Raw genomic sequence first — 21,200 nt, forward strand, 5'->3', positions numbered from 1 at the left:
CTATAAAAAAACGGAAGAGAATCATCTCTTCCGGCTTACAATTTTTCTTATACCTCTTCTTTATCGATGATATCAGCAAAAAGGCCATAAACATATTTCTCAGCATCGAATTCCTGTAGATCGTCCATTTTTTCACCTAACCCGACAAATTTAACGGGAATGGCCAATTCATTGCGAATCGCCAAAACAATTCCACCTTTTGCGGTGCCATCAAGCTTTGTTAAAACAATACCGGAAACATTTGTCGCTTCCTTGAATGTCTTGGCCTGAATAAGGGCATTTTGTCCAGTTGTAGCATCAAGGGCAAGCAGCACCTCGTGTGGTGCACCTGGTACTTCACGTTCAATTACACGTTTCACCTTTTCCAATTCCTTCATTAAATTCACTTTATTTTGTAAGCGACCGGCAGTGTCACAGATCAGGATATCCGCTTTTCGTGCCTTGGCGGCCTGAATGGCGTCGAACATGACCGCTGCAGGGTCAGAGCCTTCACCCTGTTTGATTACACTGACACCGACACGCTCTCCCCAAACCTCAAGTTGTTCAATCGCACCGGCCCGGAAGGTATCCCCTGCAGCCAATACGACAGATTTACCTTCTGTTTTGAATTTATGGGCAAGTTTACCAATGGTCGTCGTTTTACCTACCCCATTAACCCCTACAAACAAAATGACCGTCAAACCTTCTTCTTGTATATTCAGGCTTGAAGTCGCTTCATCATCACCTTGGTAGATTTCAACAAGCTTTTCGGAAATAACGGACTGCACTTCCCTCGTATCAGAGATATTGCGAAGCTTGACTTCCATTTTTAATTGATCAATCAGTTCCATCACAGTATCGAAGCCAACATCAGCCTGTATCAGGATTTCTTCAAGTTCTTCAAAAAAGTCCTCATCCACTTTCCGATAACGGGCAACAAGTTCATTAACCCTTCCCGTAAAGGAATTCCTCGTCTTTGACAAACCTTGCTTGAATTTTTCCCCTATGGATATTTCAGCTTCAACTGATTTTTCTTTTTCTTCCTGGGTCGTAAATTTCTCTTTTAGCTTTTTGAAAAAACTCATTGTCCCACTTCCTCTAATTCATGAATTTTAAACTTCAATAAAGTTTTCTGATTCTTCCATCCGGACGGAAACAAGTTTGGAGACGCCTGACTCCTGCATCGTAATGCCATATAGGACATCTGCCTCTTCCATCGTGCCTTTGCGGTGAGTAATCACGATGAATTGCGTTTCCCTGCTGAACTTCCTTAAAAATTGGCTGAACCGGACGACATTCGCCTCATCAAGCGCTGCCTCGACTTCATCAAGGATACAGAAAGGCACAGGACGCACTTTTAGAATGGAGAATAAAAGGGCTATGGCTGTCAATGCTCGTTCTCCCCCGGATAAGAGGCTCAAATTTTGCAGTTTTTTCCCAGGAGGCTGTGCAATGATATCCACCCCTGTATTTAGTAAATCATCCGGATTCGTCAGTTTCAGCTCCGCTCTGCCTCCTCCAAATAAAGCTTTGAAGACTTGTTCGAATTCTTCACGGATCGAATAGAAGGTATCCGCAAAGCGCCGTTTCATTTCATCATCCATTTCATCGATGACTTGGAATAATGTATCTTTCGCCTGTTGAAGGTCTTCCTTTTGACTTAGAAGGAATTCATAGCGTTCAGCTACACGTGCGTATTCATCAATTGCACCTAGATTCACCGTCCCCAGTTCCTCGATTGCAAGCTTGATGAGCTTCACCCTTTTTTGAGCTTCTTCTGCAGGCATCATCAATGGATACTGTTCTTTAGCACCTTCAAAGGTTAGGGTATATTCTTCTCTCAAGTGGTCGAGGCGATTTTCCAGTTCGACATCCAGACGAGTTAATTTCACTTCTTCATCCTTTATCACTTCGACAATGCCTCTATAAAGGCGATTTTCTTCTTTCAAGGACAGTTCAAGCGATTCAACTTGCGTTAGAAGCTCGTTTTTTTCCTGTTTTTTTATGGTGATTCCTTCAATTGCTCCATTTTTGTCGAGCAATTTCTGCTGAGCCATATCTTCCAGGGACTCTTCCCCGCTTGAACTGTCTGTCATTTCATTGGTCAGTAGCCCTAAATCATCTTTGTTTTCGGCAAGCCTGCTTGTTTCCTTAGAAAGATCCGATTCAATGCGTTCCATCTTCTCTTTTTGGTTTTGCAGCTGCCCACGCTTAGAAGCGAGCATTACCCTCAGTTCATTCGTTTCTTCAGCAAGGCTCTCTTTAGAAGATTGTTGAGATTGCTTTTGTTCGGTCATTTCGGAAATCAGTCGGTCCAGCCCTTCAATTTCCGATTTACATGATTCCAAAAGTTCTTCCAATTCTTCAAGTCTTGCTGTTTTTTGCTGTTGTTCTTCTAAATATGAATTTTTATCCAAATCATAAAGATGCAGCCGTTCATTCACATTTCTTTCCTGCAGCTCCACTTCACGGAGTTCGCCCTTAAGGGTTTGTTCTTGTAATCGAAGTCTCTCTCCTGTTTTTCTGGTTTGTTCAAGCGTTTGCTCTTGGACACCCACATCCACTTTAAGCTGTTTGACTTGCTTTTCTAGCTGATTCGTTTTAGCTTCCATGTCAGCAAGTTTTTGTTGGAGCTCTTCCAATTCCGTCTTCCTTGAAAGCAGCGAGGTCGTTTTTTGCTTTAAGGCCCCACCAGTCATAGAACCGCCTGGATTGACGATATCCCCTTCAAGTGTTACGAAGCGGAAACGGTGCTGCATCATTTTCGCCAGGTCATTTGCACCTTTTAAATCTGTGGTGATCATCACGGTTCCCAATAGGTTTTCAGCAATCGCTGCATGCCTATCATCATATTGGATCAATGAGGATCCAGTCCCTACAAAAGCTGAATGACTCTTCAGCATCGATAATTGGTTAGCTGATATCTCTCTTGCCTTTATGACTGATAATGGCAAGAACGTCGCACGCCCATACCTATTTTTCTTCAAGAAGGAAATGGCTTCCCGTGCATGCTCTTCGCGTTCCACGACAACATGCTGCATCGCTCCGCCCAGTGCCGTTTCGATGGCCGTTTCATATTCCTTTGGAACCTTTATCAATTCCGCAACTGCCCCTTCAATGCCTCGGAGGGTTTCTTTCGCTTTCAAAACCTCTTTTACACCCTGAAAGAAGCCTGCATAATCATCTTCCATTTCTTCAAGCAGTTCCTTACGTGATTTTGCCTGTTGAAGGAATTGATAGGCCTTATAAAGGGTGGTTTCTTGTTTTTGATACGTATCTTTTGCCGCATTCAATTTATTCTGCTGATTCCGGAAATAAGTGACATGCTCTTCAAGCTGCTTGGTCATATTGTCCATCAGCTGTGAATATTCCATTTTTTTAGCAGTGATATCCATTCTTTCGGTTAAGAACTTTTCATTTTCCATATCAAGTTTAGCATTTCTATGTTCCTGCTGTGTTAGCTGCTGAAGCAGGTACTGTTTTTCATTTTTAGCCGATGCCTGCTTATTCAACCACTCGATATAGTCACTCTTTTTCGCTTCGATCATCGCTTCGATATCACTATTGAATAGGCCCAGGCTTTTTTGTTTTTCATGTAAGGTTTCAGAAATCCTTTTCACTTCCAAGTTCAGTGCATTCAGGATTTCCGTTTCTCTTTCCTTTTGCAAAGACAAACGTTCGACGGCAGCCTCACCTTCCACAATCGCTTTTTCCAGCTGTGACTTGTTTTGGGCGGCATTTTTTTTCCGTTCTTTCAAAACTTCTTTACGGCCTTCAAGCTTTTCAAGTTCTTCGCTGGCATTCAGGAGAATTTCCTGAAGGCCATTGATCGATGTCTCAAGCGTCGCAAGACTATCCCTTAGCTTTTTGAGATGCGCTTCCCTGTCATGAAGCTGTCCTGCCATTTGCTGTTCCATTTCATTATGTTTTTCAAGTTCCTGTGATAGTTTTTCCCATTTTTCATAAAGTTCTTCTATTTCAAAAACGGTTAAAGCCACTTCTATTTGCTCAAGCTCGTCTTTCTTCGCCAAAAATTCCTTGGCGAGGGAAGACTGAATTTTTAACGGCTCCACCTGCCCCTCCAATTCATGGAGGATATCATGGACACGGTTTAAGTTATCCTGTGTTTCCGTCAGCTTCGATTCCGCTTTTCGTTTTCTCGTTTTATACTTCAGGACACCGGCTGCTTCTTCAAAAATCACTCGTCTTTCTTCAGCCTTACTGCTAAGGATCTCTTCCACTTTCCCTTGGCTGATGATGGAAAACGCTTCTCTCCCAAGACCAGAATCCATGAAAAGGTCTATGATGTCTTTCAGGCGGCAACCTTGATTATTAATGAAAAATTCACTTTCTCCCGATCGATAAACACGTCTTGTCACACTGACTTCATGAAAGTCAATCGGCAGGGAATTGGTCTCGTTATCAAGGGTCAATGATACTTCCGCAAAATTCAACGCTTTCCTCGTGTCACTTCCCGAAAAGATGATATCTTCCATTTTTGCTCCACGCAGTGATTTCGCAGACTGCTCTCCAAGTACCCATCGGACTGCATCGGTCACATTACTTTTACCGCTTCCGTTTGGTCCGACCACTGCCGTGACACCAGGTACAAAATCAATCGAAATTTTCTCTGCGAAAGATTTAAATCCTACAACGTCCAAACGTTTGAGGAACATGACCTTTCCCCCTCTACTGTTCAACTATCTTGTTGATTTTTTTCTTTTAAAACGATCAATGCATGCTCGGCAGCATGCTGCTCCGCTTCTTTTTTGGACTTTCCTATTCCAGAGCCAAGTTCTTCCCCATTCAGGGAGACCGTCGAAACAAACTCCCGATTATGAGCCGGTCCTTTTTCCTGCAAGATCTTATATTGCAGGACCCCGATGGCATCGCGCTGGATCAGCTCCTGAAGCTGGCTCTTATAATCCATCACATGAGAAAAAGCACCCTCGTCTATCTTCGGAAACACGACATTCGTCAAAAACTGCACAACTGGCTCTAATCCTTGATCAAGGTACAAAGCACCAATATAGGCTTCGAATACATCCGCAAGCATGGCAGGGCGTTCTCTTCCACCTGTCATTTCTTCCCCTTTTCCGAGTAATACATATTCCCCGTAAGAAAGGCTATTGGCAAAAGCAACAAGTGAAGGCTCACACACAATGGCTGCCCTCAGTTTGGTAAGTTCACCTTCGCTCATCATCGGATATTTTTGATATAAGTATTTAGAGATGGTCAGTTCAAGTACAGCGTCCCCCAAGAATTCAAGCCTTTCATTATCTTCATAAGGCTTACGGCGATGCTCATTCACATAAGATGAATGTGTAAAAGCTTGTTTCAATAAATTTTCATCTTTAAAATGAAAACCCAGATTTTCTTGCAACTGTTTAAATTTATTATCCTTTATTGATGGTTTACGATTATTTCCGTTCCTACGCATCACACAAAACCCTCCACAACGGTTCAAAAAGCATATTTTTCCAATATATAAAAAGAAACCTGGCAGGAATTCCTGTCAAGCTTTCCTATGTACCATCATACATTATTATCCGCTTAAAGAAAACTAATGGCAAAGACCACTGCCATGCAGGCGGGGCTTACCCCATGTACATGCTCATTCCCTTATCTGCCGCTGCATCATACTTCTTTAAGCAATAAGAGAAAGCCCCGTTAAAAAACGGAGCTTTTAGTCAAATGACAATTCATTACATAGTGCTTTGTATGTAATTCACAGCATCACCTACTGTGGCGATTTTTTCAGCGTCATCGTCCGAAATTTCCATATCAAACTCGTCTTCGAATTCCATGACTAGTTCAACTACATCCAGGGAATCGGCACCAAGATCTTCTTTGAAAGAAGCTTCAAGTTTTACCTCTGATTCTTCTACGTTCAAACGATCTACAACGATTTTAGTTACTCTTTCTAATACATCTGCCAATGTGTTCACCTCCCCTCAAGACATTATAAATTAATTTCGAAAAAAATCAAAGAAAACTTACATGACCATGCCGCCATCTACATGAAGAGTTTGCCCGGTCATATATTTGCTGGCATCGGAAGCGAGGAAAGACGCCACTGCAGCAATATCTTTAGGGTCACCGAACCGTGCAAGCGGAATTTGGTCCAGCATGGCTTTTTGGACGTCTTCAGGCAATTCCCCAGTCATATCCGTTGAGATGAAACCTGGGGCAATCGCATTGACCGTAATGCCTCTTGAAGCAAGTTCCTTTGCCGTGGTTTTAGTCAAACCGATCACTCCAGCTTTAGCCGCTACATAATTAGCCTGCCCTGCATTTCCGCTGACGCCGACGATCGATGCCATATTGATGATCCTGCCGCTGCGCTGCTTCATCATTTGCCTTGTAACCGCCTTTGTGCATAGGAATACGCCTTTAAGATTCGTATTGATCACAGAATCCCATTCATCTTCTTTCATACGCATCAATAGGTTATCACGTGTGATGCCTGCATTATTTACCAGGATATCCACTCTGTCAAACTGTTCGACGACCTCTTTGATCATGCTTGTCACCAAATCACTGTTTGCAACATCGCATTGGATGGCGAATGCTTTACGGCCTAATGCCTTGATTTCATCAACCACTTCATTCGCTTTAGCTTCACTGCCGGAATAGTTGATGGCAACGTCAGCTCCCTGACGGGCAAGTTCCAATGCAACTTCCCTGCCAATACCTCGTGAAGCTCCCGTTACAAGTGCTTTTTTACCTTCGAGGATCATGCTTGTACCCCCTTCAATGTTTCAATTGTTTTAGTTAGAGTATCTATATCGGATACCGAGTGAATTTGAACGGAACGATCAATTTTCTTTATCAATCCGCCTAATACTTTCCCAGGGCCCACCTCGATGAACGTATCCACGCCCAATTCCAGTAGATTTTTCACACTGTCCTCCCAAAGGACCGGTGAATACAGCTGTTCGATCAATTTTTCTTTTATTTCGGCAGGTGCTGTAATGGGCTTAGCCGTTACGTTTGAAATGACAGGAATTTCTGCCTGTTTGAAGCTTACTTCATCGAGGACACCCTGTAATTTTTCTGCTGCCGGTTTCATTAATTCCGAATGGAACGGTCCACTCACTTCAAGTGGAAGAGCCCGTTTAGCCCCATTTTCCTTGGCTTTTGCACTTGCAAGTTTAACCCCTTCGGAGGTGCCTGAAATGACGATTTGCCCTGGACAATTAATATTGGCCAATTGAACGGATTCACCTTTGGCCGTAATTTCAGAAGTGACTTCAGATAGAGCTTCACGGTCCATTCCCAATATCGCAGCCATTGATCCTTGGCCATTTGGTACCGCAGCTTCCATGAATTCACCACGTTTACGCACTGTATATACGGCATCTTCAAAAGAAATTGCACCAGATGCCACTAATGCCGTATATTCACCTAAACTGTGTCCGGCTGTATAATCGGGTTTGATCCCCGCCTCTTCCAGCTCCTTGACAAAAGCATAACTCGTGGTCAATAAAGCAGGCTGTGCATTATAAGTCACCGTTAATTCTTGTTGTGTGCCATTAAAGATCAATTCGGATAGTGGAAAATCAAGTTTCTCATCTGCTGATCGAAAAATTTGCTGAGCACGCTCGTTTTCCTGAAATAAGCCATGCCCCATTCCTATTGATTGTGATCCTTGTCCTGGAAAGACAAAAGCAATTTTACCCATATGTTACTCCCCTGCCTCTATGATTTATTATTGTTTTTCTATCGTCTCCGCAATTGTCGATATGACGTCATTCCCAACCATATCGCGAGTCTGGCGTATTGCATTATAGACTGCATTCGCATCTGAAGAACCATGAGCCTTAATGACAGGGGCCTTCAAACCGAAGAGGCCAGCACCGCCATACTCCGAGTAATCCATTTTATTTTTTATGCCTTTTAGTTCAGGCTTTACCATTGCTGCAGCCAGCTTACTCTTGAGGTTGCTCATCAAGGCCGTTTTCACCATTTTAAATACACTCATGGCAGTCCCTTCAAGAGTCTTTAACACCATATTTCCCGTGAAGCCGTCCGTCACGACAACATCTGCCGGCCCGCTTAGGAGGTCCCTTGCCTCTACGTTACCTATAAAGGATATCTCCGGTGATTGCTGCAGTAATGTAAAGGCATGCTTAGTCAGTTCATTCCCTTTTTTTTCTTCTGTTCCGATATTAAGTAATCCGACACGGGGCTTTTCGATTCCCCGCACTTTTTGGGCATAAACAGACCCCATTATCGCGAATTGAAGGAGATGCTCCGGTTTCGCATCGGAGTTCGCTCCTACATCCAGCAGTACAAAACCTTTGCCATCGATTGTCGGAAGGGTGGGAGCCAACGCCGGACGTTCAATTCCTTCTATCCTTCCGACCACAAACAAACCTGCAGCCATTAGCGCCCCGGTATTGCCTGAAGAAATGCATGCATCCGCTTCTCCGTCAGCCACTTGCTGTGCAGCCAATACCATCGAGGCGCTTTTCTTGCGGCGAACCGCACGAACAGGTTCATCGGTACTTAATATTTTTTCATCAGTATGTATAACCCTTATACGGCCATGTTTCGCTAAGTATTGGTTAATCTCCGCTTCATTGCCTATCAAGGTGATTTCCACATCGGAAAAAGTCTCGACAGCTTTCATCGCTCCCAAAACCTGTGCCTTGGGAGCATTATCGCCACCCATTGCATCTATCGTTATCTTCATTTTCTTTCATCCTTTACTAGCAAGTTAAGAGCGATACATTTCGAACTCGCCTTTAAAAACCAGTTCATTACCTACGTAGCTTCTAACCTCCACCACGGAACGATCGTTGGTGTGGTCCACGTTTTTAACCCTCGCTTTAGCTACCACTCTTTCATTTTCCTTTACAGAACGAGTAAATAAAATGGATGCTTTCGCAGTTAATGCCAATTCATCATTTATGACTGCTACAGCCAATGAATTTGCTTGGGCAAAAAGGTGATGTCCCCTTGCAATTCCATTCCGCTTAAAGACATGCTCCTTATTTATATCCAAAATCGAAATTGCATTGTCATCTAAATTAAGATCAATTACTTCCCCGATGATTTCATCCAAAGGCAATGCCCTGATTTCGTCACTGAATTTTTTCTCGGCCACGCTTTTAATACGTTCACGCAGTTCCGGTATCGATAATTCAAGACGGTCAAGCCTAATGGTCTGGACGCTCACCGAATATTTTTCAGCCAGCTCCTCATCCGTTACAAAAGGATTCTGTTTAATCGTTTCGATTAATAATTGCTGGCGTTCCTTCTTATTTCTTCGCATTTGAAGGTCACCATCCGTAGTATTATGACTAGGTACTAATAGTAGTATATATATTTTAAAAACAGATTGCAAGATATTGCGTAAAATCTCACAATCTGCTATTGATATTTTATTCAGTTCAGTCCAGCTTTTCTCCCGTAAATACTCCAGTTCCCTCTAAATAGTTTCGCAGAGGTGCATACTCAGGGGAATGCCAATAGCTTTGGGAGGCAATCAATTTTGCAGCATCTTCCCTTGCCACTTCCAGGGTCCTGTAATCATGGACCATGTCGGCTACCTTGAACTCGGGAAGGCCGCTTTGTTTTTTACCGAAGAAGTCCCCGGGGCCGCGAAGCTCCAAATCTTTTTCGGAAAGGGCAAAACCATCGTTTGTCTCGGTCATGATTTTCATCCGTTCTTTGCCGACTTCCGTTTTCGGATCAGCCAGCAGGATGCAAAAGGACTGATCGCTTCCCCGTCCAACCCTTCCGCGTAACTGATGCAACTGTGAAAGCCCAAAGCGCTCCGCATCATAAATGACCATTACCGTTGCATTTGGAACATTCACACCGACCTCGACAACCGTCGTGGAAACAAGGATTTGTGCTTCATTGGCACTAAACTGCTGCATCACTTCGTCTTTTTCATCCGCAGGGAGCTTTCCATGCATTAGTCCCACTTTGTACCTGTTCGCAAAGTATTGTGTCAGCATTGCATGAACATCAAGAACATTCTGTAAAGAATCGAGTTTCTCCGACTCCTCAATCAATGGACAGATAACGTAAGCCTGTCTCCCTTTCTTTAGTTCCTTTTCGACAAATGTTAAGATCCGATCAAGCATTTGGTGTTTCGCCCAATAGGTTTCTATCGCTTTACGCCCGGCAGGCATTTCATCGATCGTCGAGACGTCCATTTCCCCAAACACCGTAATTGCGAGCGTTCGCGGAATCGGTGTAGCCGTCATGAAAAGTACATCTGGATTTGTACCCTTTTCCCGAAGGATGCGGCGCTGCTCCACTCCGAAGCGATGCTGTTCATCCGTTATGACAAGTCCCAGGTTCCGAAAATTCACTTCATCCTGTATCAATGCATGAGTTCCTATCAAAAGATCTAGCTCCCCGGATTCCAGCATTTGCAATAGTTCCTTGCGCTTTTTGCCTTTTACCGAACTTGTCAACAATGCGACCTTCACTCCACTCGGTTCCAACATCGCCTTCAGCGATTGAGTATGCTGCTCAGCCAAGATTTCCGTCGGGACCATAAGTGCACCTTGGAAACCTGCTGTAATCGTCGCCTTCAGGCATATGGCGGCAACCACCGTTTTTCCAGACCCGACATCCCCTTGAAGCAAACGATTCATCCTGTAGGGAGATTTCATGTCATTCATTATTTCCCCGACGACCCTATTCTGAGCGTTCGTCAAAGGAAAAGGGAGAGTTCCAATAAAGGCTTCCAGCTGCTCCATGTCAAACTCCTGGCCAATTCCCTTTGACTGCTCCCGCTGTACTTTGCGAAGTGCCTGCATTTTAAGTTGAAATAATAAAAATTCTTCATACACAAAACGGCGGCGAGCCTTTTTTACCTCATTGGCCGATTGGGGGAAATGCATGGTACGAAGAGCATCGTTACGCGGCATCAGTTTGTATGCCGACAATAATTGCGGGGGCAGATTTTCTTCTATCATTGTCCCATATTGAGAAAATGCATTGGAGATTAAGCGGCGGAGCCCTTTGACAGTAATGCTGCCCTTCACTGAGTACACCGGTTCGAACTCTTTCTCCCGGCTACGATCACCAACATGGCATTCCGAGCCTGTAATGGTTTGGCGATGACGATCCCACTTTCCTGTTACCGTTACGGTTTCGCCGATCGCAAGCTTTTGCTTTAGATATGGCTGGTTAAAAAAAATGACATTTATTAAATATCTCCCAGTTAACACTTTAATCGTAAGCCTGGATTTTTTCTTTCCGAAGTACCCTAACGTCGGCACCGTATGGACTTTGCCTTCTATGGTAACCCGCTCATCATGCTCGACCGTTTCTAAATCCCTCAATCGGTAATCTTCATAGCGATATGGGAGGTGCTCAAGGAGATCCGCGACGGTATGGATCTCCATTTCCCCCAAAGCTGCCGCCGTTTCGGCCCCAATGCCCTTTACTGCTGTTATGGATTCCTGTAAAGTGGAGCTCACTTCTTATTCAGCGGTAAGCCAAAGATTTTGGCTTCCAACTCCCGTCCAGTCGGTGTAGCCGCTAAACCTCCTTGTGCAGTTTCCCTAAGAGCCGATGGCATCGTTTGCCCGATTTTGTACATTGCATCAATCACTTCATCACAAGGTATGCGGCTTGTGATCCCTGCTAGCGCCATATCTGCGGCAACCATGGCATTGGCTGCACCCATGGCATTACGCTTCACACAAGGCACCTCCACAAGCCCAGCAACAGGGTCACACACTAGACCAAGCATGTTCTTTAATGTGATGGCCATCGCTTCTGCACTTTGTGCAGGTGTCCCTCCTGCCATTTCAACGATGGCAGCCGCTGCCATGCCCGAAGCAGAACCGACTTCCGCCTGACAGCCCCCTGCGGCTCCAGAGATCGAAGCATTATTCGCTACAACAAAACCAAACGCCCCTGCTGTAAACAGGAACTCAATTTTCTGTTCCCGATTCGGTTTTAATTTATTTTGCAAAGCAAAAAGGGTTCCAGGCACAACACCAGCAGATCCGGCAGTCGGTGTCGCACAGATCGTTCCCATGGCTGCGTTCACTTCGTTTGTTGCCACGGCCTTGCTTACCGCATCCAACAGCAGCTCACCAGATAAGGAATTTCCTGATTTAATGTAAGTCTGAAGAAGGACTGCATCCCCTCCCGTCAGGCCGGAAACGGACCGTACACCTTGAAGTCCTTTTTCAACTGCCTGTTCCATAACATCCAGGTTGACACCCATCTGGCGAATGATTTCTTCACGGCTTTTTCCCGTTACTTCCATTTCCTGTTCTATCATCAGCGTTGAAATTTTTTTTTGCTTTGATTCAGCTAATTCTACTAATTCGGCTACATTTCGAAACATGATTTCTTCTCCTTCCTAAGGTGGAAACGATGGCCCTATCAATCCACAATCCTCGCTACTTGAGTGATGTTGGGGAGTGCTGTAATTTCAGCGATGACGTCATCCTCCAGGTTTTGGTCCACTTCAATCGTCATCAAGGCCATCTGCCCTTTTTCTTTTCGGGAGACTTCCATCTGGCCAATATTGATTTGATGCTTGGCTAATATGTTTGAAACATTGGCAATGGCACCAAATCGATCATCATGAACGACGAGTATGGCAGGGTTGTGCCCGGAGAGCCTCAATTTAAATCCATTCAGTTCGACGATTTCGATTTTTCCCCCGCCGATCGATATTCCGACAAGTTCCAGTTCACCATCATCATCACCAACCGTTATTTTTGCTGTATTGGGATGCTCCGGTACTGCTTCTTCTTCTCGAAAAGTAATTTTCATTTTCTTCTTGCGGGCTATTTCCAGCGATTCTTTGATTCTCTCATCAAACGTATCAAAATCAAGTAAGCCTCCTACAATGGCTACATCCGTTCCATGGCCTTTATAGGTTTTGGCAAACGATCCGTAAAAAGAAATATGGGCCCATTTTGGTTCCCGGTCGAATAAATTCCTGGCAACCCTACCGATCCTTGCAGCTCCTGCTGTATGGGAACTAGAGGGGCCGATCATAACAGGACCAATTATATCGAATACACTTCTAAATTTCATGATTCGCTCCTCCTTCTATACACTGGGAGTCAGTTTAATAATAAAACCTGATATATTGTAATTACAATTACGCTGTCCGTAATCCTTCTTTTCATAAAAATAAAACTGCATAGCCTAATGACATATGCAGTTTATTGCCTTTTATTTTTATTCAGGATCCTTCAACCATTGTGACGAATAAGTCTCCCTCATCTTCATGGTTCTCTACTTATTCAATTGAAAAAATGAAAGAATATAAAGGTTGTTTCCCATTATGCACTTCAACTTCAATGTCTTCGAAATTCTCATTACAAAACGCAACAAGACTTTCGACATTTTCAGCAGTGGCATCTTCTCCATATAAAATGGTAAGGATTTCTGAATCTTCGTCAATCATATCGGAGAGAAGATCTTTTGCCGCTTGAGTCATGTCTTTATCCTTCACTTTGATGGTGCCTTCAGCAATTCCCATGAAGTCCCCGGTCTCGATTGCAAGACCGTCAATGTTGGTATCCCTGACAGCATAAGTAATCTGGCCCGTTTTCACATGCGAAAGGGCTTCGATCATCGCTTTTTTATTCTCTTCAGCATCAAGTGAAGGGTTGAAAGCCAGCAATGCAGCCATTCCCTGTGGTACTGTTTTCGTTGGAATGACAGTCACATGATCCCCAAGTACATCAGCAGCCTGATTGGCCGCCATGATGATATTTTTATTGTTAGGCAAGATGATCACATGATCTGCATATGCCTCTTCGACAGCTTTAACGATATCTTCCGTGCTAGGATTCATCGTTTGTCCGCCTTCGATGACGGACTTAGCGCCGATGCTTTTGAATAATTCGCTGATGCCAGCACCCATCGCCACTGACACTACAGCGTACTTCTCTTTGGTGGACGTTTTAGTTTGAAGCGGTGTATTCGTCTCACCTACAATCGCAGTATGCTGTTCACGCATATTATCGATTTTCATTTTTATTAAACTACCATATTGCTGTCCATAATTCAGGCACGTTCCAGGCTGTTCAGAGTGAATATGTACTTTGACGACTTCATCATCTGAGATGACTAATAAAGAATCTCCGTATTCACTTAAATCATTTCTGAATTTTTCTTCATCAAATGATTTATTGGCAAGTTTTTCACTTTCCAATCGGACCATGAATTCCGTGCAGTAGCCATACAATATATCTTCCGTGTTCATATGCCCTTGTACATTCATGTGATGTTCGGCATTGATCATGTCATCCATGCTTGGGCCATTTGCAGGTCGGACTGGAAGGGCTTCACCTTTCAGCTCTGCAAGGAAACCTTCATAAACGAACACCAACCCTTGCCCGCCGCTATCAACGACTCCCACTTCTTTTAAGACTGGAAGAAGATCCGGTGTGCGTTTTAATGAAGCATTGGCCTCCGTAACGATTTCCTCCATTACCTGAATAAGGTCTATATGCTTTGCTGCTGATGAAACCGCTTGCTTGGCTGCATCTTTTGCAACCGTTAATATGGTTCCTTCAACAGGTTTCATAACAGCCTTATAAGCTGTCTGAACCCCTGCTTCAAAAGCTTGGGCAAATTCTTCACTATTGATTTCCGATTTATGTTCAATCGCTTTAGCAAAACCGCGGAACAGTTGCGAAAGGATAACACCCGAATTGCCGCGTGCGCCCATTAGCAGTCCTCTTGAAAGTGACGCACCCACTTTCCCAATGTGTTCCTGGACGTTATTTTGCACTTCCTTCGCTCCCGAAGTCATCGATAAATTCATATTCGTTCCTGTATCTCCATCTGGAACAGGGAAAACATTCAACGCATCAACCATTTGGGCATTAGCCGCTAAATGGTTGGCACCTTGAATGATCATTTCTGCAAAGCGCTTTCCGTTCAAACTTGTAATTGACACAAAACTTTCCTCCTATACTTAAGGGTTCGTCACACGAACTCCCTGTACAAAAATGTTGACGGAATCAACAGCTAATCCTACAGTTTTGTCCAGAGTGTACTTTACCTTTGATTGCACATTATGTGCAACTTCAGAGATTTTCGTTCCATAACTTACGATAATATACATATCGATATGAACTTCTTCCTCTTCTTGACGGACAATTACACCCTTAGTAAAGTTTTCTTTTCTTAAAATTTCGGCAATGCCGTCTTTAAATTGTTTTTTGGAAGCCATTCCTATAATTCCGTAGCAATCCACGGCTGCGCCGCCTGCTACAGTAGCGATAACCTCATTAGAGATATCAATTTGTCCATACTTCGTTTGTAATTCGATAGACATTTTCTTTTCCCTCCCAAAAAATCAAATCAACTAAAGACATTTTACTATAATGTCCATGGTTTTAAAAGTAAATGTCTTACGGTACTCTATATAATTCAATTTTGAAGTATGTATGTCAAGGTTTTTTTCTTGAAAGTAATTAACTGAAGTATTGCATTCTAACGGTAGGTATGATAAATTATTAAAGTATTTTACAAAGACTTAAGACGACTGCGAAAAACTTAAGCTTGTTGTAGTTAGGAGGGAATTTGACATGGCACGTAAATGTGTAATCACTGGAAGAAGAACTCGTTCTGGTAACAGCCGCTCTCACGCAATGAACGCTAGCAAGCGTACATGGGGCGCTAACCTTCAAAAAGTACGTATTTTAGTTGACGGTAAACCTAAACGTGTATACGTTTCTGCAAGAGCTCTTAAATCGGGCAAAGTAGAACGCGTATAATGTTACGGCATCCTCTTAGGATGCCTTTTTACTTGTAATGGCCGGTATTTAATGGGGAGGGTTCAAATCGTTGATCAGGTCTAGTCTGCTTCAAGGAGGGAAGGCCTTCACCCATTAATGGATGGCCGCCCCTTTTTACCGAAAAATAACACCTCCCTTAATTTGAGAGGTGTCATGGAGATAAGTATCAGCCTTTTTTAAACGCTCCGAGCATAGCCCTTACCAAACTGCCCAGAACTTTTGGCAATTTAATCGTATAAAATTTCATCATGCCCCTCCTCTTTGCATCCCACAATTAAAGATGAAGTGGAATTTTTCTATTACAACATAAGCTTTTAAGCGGATATAGGATGATCGTAATTATATCCGAATCTGCTCTAAGCATGAATTTTAATCACTGCTTCTTATCACCATTAATATGCCTTTTTCAAATGAAACATTCCCAGATTCGGAAATTAGTTCATTGCTGATGCAAAGCGTCGAACCTATTTCCAAGCTTGCATCATCCAGCGGGTATTTGAAACCCGAAAGTGTAATGCCGGTGACTTCCGCCGTTACGGGGAGCAATGACAAGTATTTCTTATCTTTCAAAGCAGTGACCTCATATGAACCTGCTGTCTTTACTGTGAATAAATTTTGCCGATCGACTATGTATATATCCATGTCGCCATGATGAGGGAGGACACTTTCTTTTTGGAGCAGCTGGATATTCCCAAGAAAATGGTCCATTCTTCCTCCTGTTGCGCCCAGGATGTGAATTTCACTTGGCTTTTGCCCTATTGCCCATTTAAATGCGATCTCTAAATCCGTTTCATCCTTTTCCGAAGAATATAGATTGATTTGTTCCAGCCTTTGCTCAATTATCTTGTATTCACCTTCCGAAACTGAATCAAAATCCCCAAAACCGCATCTAGGTTCGATCCCTTGTTCAAGCAGGGACCATACTCCCCTGTCAACCCCTACCCAAAGGTCAGTCTTCTCCTTATACCATGTCAGATCCGGCCAAAAACATTCCGGACCTCCAGCCATTATACTAATAATCATCGAAATCATCCTTTTCTACATATAATCCAAGCTGCCTTTGATTGATTGATAAAAAAAGCCGATCACCATCATACGAATATGATAGTGTCGGCTTATATCACTTTCCCCGAATCCTTTGAATCGCTGCGTGTCGATCTTCTTGATTATATATTGCCGAGCCGGCCACCAGGATTGTCGCCCCTTGTTCAATACATAGTTTAGCCGTTTCTTCATTTACTCCGCCATCAATCTCTATTTCCAGATTTTGATTATACATTTCCGCCATCGCCTTCACTTCGGCAATTTTGGGAAGAACGGATTTAATGAACTTTTGCCCGCCAAAACCAGGATTGACCGTCATCAACAATACCATGTCAATATCTTCGATTATAGGTTGGATCAAGGAAGCTGAAGTGGCTGGATTAAGCACCACGCCTGCCTTTACACCAAAGGATTTGATCAATTGGATCGTCCGATGCAAATGTGTGCATGCCTCCACATGTACAGTTATATAATCGGCTCCCGCCTTCGCAAAGGCCTCGATATAACGATCGGGTTGTTCGATCATTAAATGAACATCAAGCGGAAGCTTTGTTATTGGGCGGATAGCATCGACAATTAGTGAGCCTATCGTTATATTCGGCACGAAATGCCCATCCATGACATCCACATGGATTAAATCCGCTCCTCCCCTTTCGACATCAAGAATTTCTTCTCCCAATTTTGCAAAGTCAGCTGATAAAATGGATGGTGCGATTTTAACCATTTTAATACCTCGGCTTTCTATCTCTGATTTCTTCTAAGAATTGCATATAATGCTCATATCGATAATGTGGAATTTCCCCGGTATCAACCGCTTCCTTCACTGCACACTTCGGTTCTTTATCGTGCAGGCAGGCCCGGAATTTACAGTCTTCACCATGCTTATGCATTTCCGGGAAGCAATAGGATAACCGTTCAGCTTCCATTTCCATGAATTCAAGTGAACTGAACCCTGGAGTATCCGCGACAAGTCCAGAGCCGATATGAATCAATTCAACGTGGCGGGTGGTATGCTTCCCACGTCCCAGGTGTGAAGAAATATCATCCGTCTTTAAAGCCAATTCAGGATTGATTGCATTCAGCAACGACGATTTCCCAACACCGGACTGACCGGCAAATACACTGGTTTTTCCTTCTAAATACGGCACTAGTTCTTCGATTCCTCCAGCGGTAACTGAAGATGTTTCCAGTACAGTATAGCCAAGTTTCTGATAGTCCTTGATATACTGTGACAATTTCTTTTGGTTTTCAGCAGTAACCAAGTCCAGTTTCGTCACGACGATAATCGGTTCGATTTCGTTATCTTCGATAAGTACGAGAAATCGATCAAGCAAGGCTGGACTGAAATCAGGTTCTACTGCCGAAAAGACTAGGATTGCCTGGTCTACATTCGAGATTTGCGGACGTATCAATTCATTCTTTCGCGGTTTTATTTCGGTCACGGTCCCGTCCGTTTTATTTTCCGCTTCAAAAACAACATAATCACCCACAAGTGGCGTTACTTTATTCTTCCTGAACACTCCCCGTCCGCGGCATTGATAGACCTCTTCACCATCAAGGACATAATAAAATCCACTTAATGCTTTGATAATTTTTCCTTCGGGCATAACCACACTCCTAATTTATTAAATTTATTCTGGATATGAGACCGCTTGGTCAATGATGACCTGATTGTCCCGCATGACTTTATATCCGGCTTTCTTATCCGGGGAAACATTTAATACGATCGTTCTCTTGGCATCTTCCAAGATAAAGAATGTTTCTTTAGGCTCCGTCATGCTATTGTTGATATCCTCGATGAAAATTTGTATTTTTTGCGTTTTGCCCGGCTCAACCGGGTCATACTCGATTTTGATTTCTTCCGTTACACTCTTGGGAGGAATCTCTTCTTTCCCTTTTGAAATGACCACTTTCACAGTACTGCCCTTTTCCACCTTCGTAGCAGGTTCGGGTGACTGGGAAATGACAAGTCCCTCTGCTACTGTATCATCATAGATTTCTTCTTCGACATCGATCTTTATTCCACTTTCATTGGAATAATCATTAAGGCCAGCTTGATTGAACCCCGTTAAGTTCTTCAAGCTCAGCAGATCTGCTCCTTTACTGACCGTTAGCTCAAGCTCAGTTTCGGATGGTACGACCTCAGTGGCACCTGAGGGCGATTGATCTATGATCGTGCCGGCAGCACTGTCATCATATTTTTCGGTCACGCTTATGTTTTTGAATCCCATTTTTTCAAGCAGGGATTTAACATCAGAGTAGTCTCGACCTTCATAACTGGACAATGAAATCGTCTCTTTGCCAATGCTTTGATAAATATCGATTACTGCACCTTCCTTGACCGTCTTACCTTCCTTAGGGTTGGTTTTGATCACAAGACCAGCTTCGACCTCTTCATCTTCAATCTCGATCGTGTCTCCAATTTCCAAATCCAATTCAAGCAATTCAGTAATGGCATCATCCAATTCTTCCCCTTTAAGGTCCGGGATCGTCACTTCCTTCGAAACAAGGAGGGGAGGTAAAACAGTGACAGATAAAACAGCAAGCAGGGCGAGAACTAAAAAGGTGGTCACCAAGATTGCAGGCATGTTCTTTCGTTTTTTACCTTTATGTTCCGACTTGCTTTTTTGTTTTTTCTGTTTCTTTTGTTTCTTCTGTTTCTTTTTCGATTTACTCTCTGCTTCAGAAACACTTTCCTCATCATCCGCATAAACTAAAGTATTTTTTTCAGGACCCCTTATGATTGTCTCATCGACGCTTGAAAGCTGATCATCCGTTATGACGGGGATGGCTTTTGTTGCATCATGATCTTCGGGAATGGCAAAAGGCAGTTCATTTGAACGCTCAGGATTAAGCGACGTCCGTATGTCGTCTTCCATCGAGTCCACGCTCTCATAGCGGTGATATGAATCTTTGGCTGTCGCTTTCAAGATAATATTTTCCACACTCTGGGGTATTTCAGAGTTCCAGCGTTTTGGCGAAGGAGTTTCCGATTGTAAATGTTTAAGAGCTATCGACACGGCTGATTCACCCGAAAAAGGCAATCTTCCCGTCAACAATTCAAACATGACGATGCCAAGTGAATAAATGTCCGATTTCTTATTGGCCATACCGCCTCTGGCCTGTTCCGGGGATAAATAATGAACCGAGCCCAAGACTGCGTTAGTCTGCGTTATGTTAGTTGCACTTAGGGCCAATGCAATGCCGAAGTCCGTAATCTTGACGGTTCCTTCTTTATCAATCAAAATGTTCTGTGGCTTGATGTCACGATGGATGATCCCATTATGATGGGCATGGGAAATCGCTGCCGTGATTTGCCTCATGATATCCAAGGCTTCATCAACTGGAATTGGATAATATTTTTGTATGTATTGCTTAAGTGTAAAACCGTCCACGTATTCCATTACAATATAATAGATGGAATCTTCTTCACCAACATCATAAATGCTTACGATATTGGGATGGGCCAAACTGGTTGCCGATTGGGCTTCCCGATTGAAGCGCTTGATGAACTCTTCGTCATTATTAAAATCCATGCGAAGGATTTTCAATGCAACATCCCTATCTAGGATCATATCCCTTGCAAGGTAAACATTCGCCATACCGCCGCCGCCGACCATCTCGATCAGTTTATAACGGCCGTTGATTCTTCTACCAATCAACATTCAATTCACCTGCTTTCACTTTCTTCAGTAAATTGAACAAGCACAAGGGTGATATTATCTTCCCCACCGTAGTGATTGGCCTTATCTATTAATGAATTTGCCTTTTCTTCAAGTGACTGTCCATTGGTTACCGTTTCTTCCAGTTCCTGTTCACTCACTTTATTCGTCAATCCATCCGAACAAAGCAATAGTAAATCATTTTCTTCGAAGATGACCGTCATAATGTCCATTTCCACTTGCATTTCTGTCCCCAAGGCTCGTAATAAAACGTTTTTCCGTGGATGGTTTTCGGCATCTTCCTTCGAAATCTGCCCGGAACGGACCAATTCATTAACGAGTGAATGGTCTTCCGTGACCTGCTTAAAACCGCTCTCATTATACAAATAACATCGGCTGTCCCCGATGTTGGCAATGGTAGCAAACTTGTCTGTGCAAATGGCTGCAACAATGGTGGTCCCCATGCCCTTACATTCCGTATTCGCTTCTGCATGTTCAAAAAGCAACTGATTGACCGAAAAGATTTGCTGCTTCAGCCAATCCTCGGCATCATTTGCCGTTTCGATTCCGGTGGATACTTCCCAGCCCTTTTTCAGAAGGTCTATCGTCATTGCACTGGCTACATCCCCGGCACGGTGGCCGCCCATGCCATCTGCAACGATGGCAAGGCGAACGCCTTCCGAGTTCTTAAAGATTCCGCCATTATCTTCATTATGCTGGCGGACTTTTCCACGGTCTGTCTTAAATATTGCCCTCATAG

General features: G+C 43.5%; 20 protein-coding genes. 1 reads left to right on the forward strand and 19 read right to left on the reverse strand.

The genetic code is table 11. The features are described 5' to 3' along the window. Positions 1-47: 47 nt before the first annotated feature. The 13 genes from ftsY to J7E52_RS23615 form a co-directional block, all read right to left on the reverse strand. Positions 48-1,064, reverse strand: a complete 1,017-nt coding sequence (gene ftsY, locus J7E52_RS23555) for a signal recognition particle-docking protein FtsY (RefSeq protein WP_214750784.1) — start codon at positions 1,062-1,064, stop codon at positions 48-50. A 27-nt stretch (positions 1,065-1,091) separates the two neighbouring features. Beyond that, a complete protein-coding gene (gene smc, locus J7E52_RS23560; protein ID WP_214750785.1) occupies positions 1,092-4,655 on the reverse strand; it encodes a chromosome segregation protein SMC in 3,564 nt (1,187 codons plus the stop codon). A 20-nt stretch (positions 4,656-4,675) separates the two neighbouring features. Further along, positions 4,676-5,419 carry a ribonuclease III gene (rnc, locus tag J7E52_RS23565; RefSeq protein ID WP_137018983.1) on the reverse strand — a complete coding sequence of 248 codons (744 nt, stop codon included), beginning with the start codon at positions 5,417-5,419 and terminating at the stop codon, positions 4,676-4,678. Positions 5,420-5,684: 265 nt separating this feature from the next. Beyond that, on the reverse strand, positions 5,685-5,918 hold the full coding sequence (locus tag J7E52_RS23570) for an acyl carrier protein (RefSeq protein WP_034313729.1): 234 nt from the start codon (positions 5,916-5,918) through the stop codon (positions 5,685-5,687). Positions 5,919-5,975: 57 nt separating this feature from the next. Next, the gene (gene fabG, locus J7E52_RS23575) at positions 5,976-6,716 is read right to left on the reverse strand and encodes a 3-oxoacyl-[acyl-carrier-protein] reductase (protein ID WP_396020312.1); all 741 of its coding nucleotides are present in this window, start codon (positions 6,714-6,716) and stop codon (positions 5,976-5,978) included. Next, positions 6,716-7,663 carry an ACP S-malonyltransferase gene (gene fabD / locus J7E52_RS23580; protein WP_214750787.1) on the reverse strand — a complete coding sequence of 316 codons (948 nt, stop codon included), beginning with the start codon at positions 7,661-7,663 and terminating at the stop codon, positions 6,716-6,718. The genes fabG and fabD overlap by 1 nt, the downstream gene beginning before the upstream one ends. 27 nt (positions 7,664-7,690) lie before the next feature. Further along, positions 7,691-8,677: a phosphate acyltransferase PlsX gene (gene plsX / locus J7E52_RS23585; protein WP_214750788.1), complete on the reverse strand. Its 987-nt coding sequence runs from the start codon at positions 8,675-8,677 to the stop codon at positions 7,691-7,693. A gap of 24 nt (positions 8,678-8,701) precedes the next feature. Continuing rightward, positions 8,702-9,259, reverse strand: a complete 558-nt coding sequence (gene fapR / locus J7E52_RS23590; protein ID WP_034313744.1) for a transcription factor FapR — start codon at positions 9,257-9,259, stop codon at positions 8,702-8,704. Positions 9,260-9,377: 118 nt separating this feature from the next. Beyond that, positions 9,378-11,429 carry an ATP-dependent DNA helicase RecG gene (gene recG, locus J7E52_RS23595; RefSeq protein ID WP_214750789.1) on the reverse strand — a complete coding sequence of 684 codons (2,052 nt, stop codon included), beginning with the start codon at positions 11,427-11,429 and terminating at the stop codon, positions 9,378-9,380. Further along, positions 11,426-12,310 carry an L-serine ammonia-lyase, iron-sulfur-dependent, subunit alpha gene (sdaAA, locus tag J7E52_RS23600; RefSeq protein WP_101224621.1) on the reverse strand — a complete coding sequence of 295 codons (885 nt, stop codon included), beginning with the start codon at positions 12,308-12,310 and terminating at the stop codon, positions 11,426-11,428. The genes recG and sdaAA overlap by 4 nt, the downstream gene beginning before the upstream one ends. Positions 12,311-12,348: 38 nt before the next feature. Beyond that, positions 12,349-13,011 (reverse strand): L-serine ammonia-lyase, iron-sulfur-dependent subunit beta, encoded by a 663-nt coding sequence (gene sdaAB / locus J7E52_RS23605; RefSeq protein ID WP_214750790.1) that lies wholly within the window; start codon positions 13,009-13,011, stop codon positions 12,349-12,351. Positions 13,012-13,219: 208 nt separating this feature from the next. Beyond that, entirely contained in the window at positions 13,220-14,890 is a 1,671-nt protein-coding gene (locus J7E52_RS23610) for a DAK2 domain-containing protein (protein ID WP_214750791.1), read from the reverse strand. A gap of 18 nt (positions 14,891-14,908) precedes the next feature. Further along, positions 14,909-15,271 carry an Asp23/Gls24 family envelope stress response protein gene (locus tag J7E52_RS23615; protein WP_214750792.1) on the reverse strand — a complete coding sequence of 121 codons (363 nt, stop codon included), beginning with the start codon at positions 15,269-15,271 and terminating at the stop codon, positions 14,909-14,911. 253 nt (positions 15,272-15,524) lie between these two features. On the opposite strand from J7E52_RS23615, the gene rpmB reads away from it, so the two are divergent. Further along, positions 15,525-15,713: a 50S ribosomal protein L28 gene (gene rpmB / locus J7E52_RS23620; protein ID WP_034313767.1), complete on the forward strand. Its 189-nt coding sequence runs from the start codon at positions 15,525-15,527 to the stop codon at positions 15,711-15,713. A 187-nt stretch (positions 15,714-15,900) separates the two neighbouring features. On the opposite strand, the gene spoVM is transcribed toward rpmB, so the two are convergent. From spoVM to J7E52_RS23650, 6 genes are all read right to left on the reverse strand, one after another. Continuing rightward, positions 15,901-15,981: a stage V sporulation protein SpoVM gene (gene spoVM / locus J7E52_RS23625; RefSeq protein WP_034313769.1), complete on the reverse strand. Its 81-nt coding sequence runs from the start codon at positions 15,979-15,981 to the stop codon at positions 15,901-15,903. Positions 15,982-16,103: 122 nt separating this feature from the next. Next, the gene (locus tag J7E52_RS23630; protein ID WP_214750793.1) at positions 16,104-16,757 is read right to left on the reverse strand and encodes a thiamine diphosphokinase; all 654 of its coding nucleotides are present in this window, start codon (positions 16,755-16,757) and stop codon (positions 16,104-16,106) included. A gap of 97 nt (positions 16,758-16,854) precedes the next feature. Next, positions 16,855-17,502, reverse strand: coding sequence for a ribulose-phosphate 3-epimerase (rpe, locus tag J7E52_RS23635; protein ID WP_214750794.1), 648 nt, complete (start codon positions 17,500-17,502; stop codon positions 16,855-16,857). Position 17,503: 1 nt separating this feature from the next. Further along, positions 17,504-18,385, reverse strand: a complete 882-nt coding sequence (gene rsgA / locus J7E52_RS23640) for a ribosome small subunit-dependent GTPase A (RefSeq protein ID WP_214750795.1) — start codon at positions 18,383-18,385, stop codon at positions 17,504-17,506. A 24-nt stretch (positions 18,386-18,409) separates the two neighbouring features. Further along, complete coding sequence (pknB, locus tag J7E52_RS23645; RefSeq protein ID WP_214750796.1) at positions 18,410-20,443, reverse strand: Stk1 family PASTA domain-containing Ser/Thr kinase; 2,034 nt, start codon at positions 20,441-20,443, stop codon at positions 18,410-18,412. Between the two features lie 5 nt (positions 20,444-20,448). Beyond that, positions 20,449-21,198: a Stp1/IreP family PP2C-type Ser/Thr phosphatase gene (locus J7E52_RS23650; protein ID WP_137018768.1), complete on the reverse strand. Its 750-nt coding sequence runs from the start codon at positions 21,196-21,198 to the stop codon at positions 20,449-20,451. Positions 21,199-21,200: the final 2 nt, after the last annotated feature.

Source organism: Bacillus sp. ISL-34, from assembly GCF_018613325.1.
Lineage (GTDB): Bacteria > Bacillota > Bacilli > Bacillales > DSM-1321 > Peribacillus.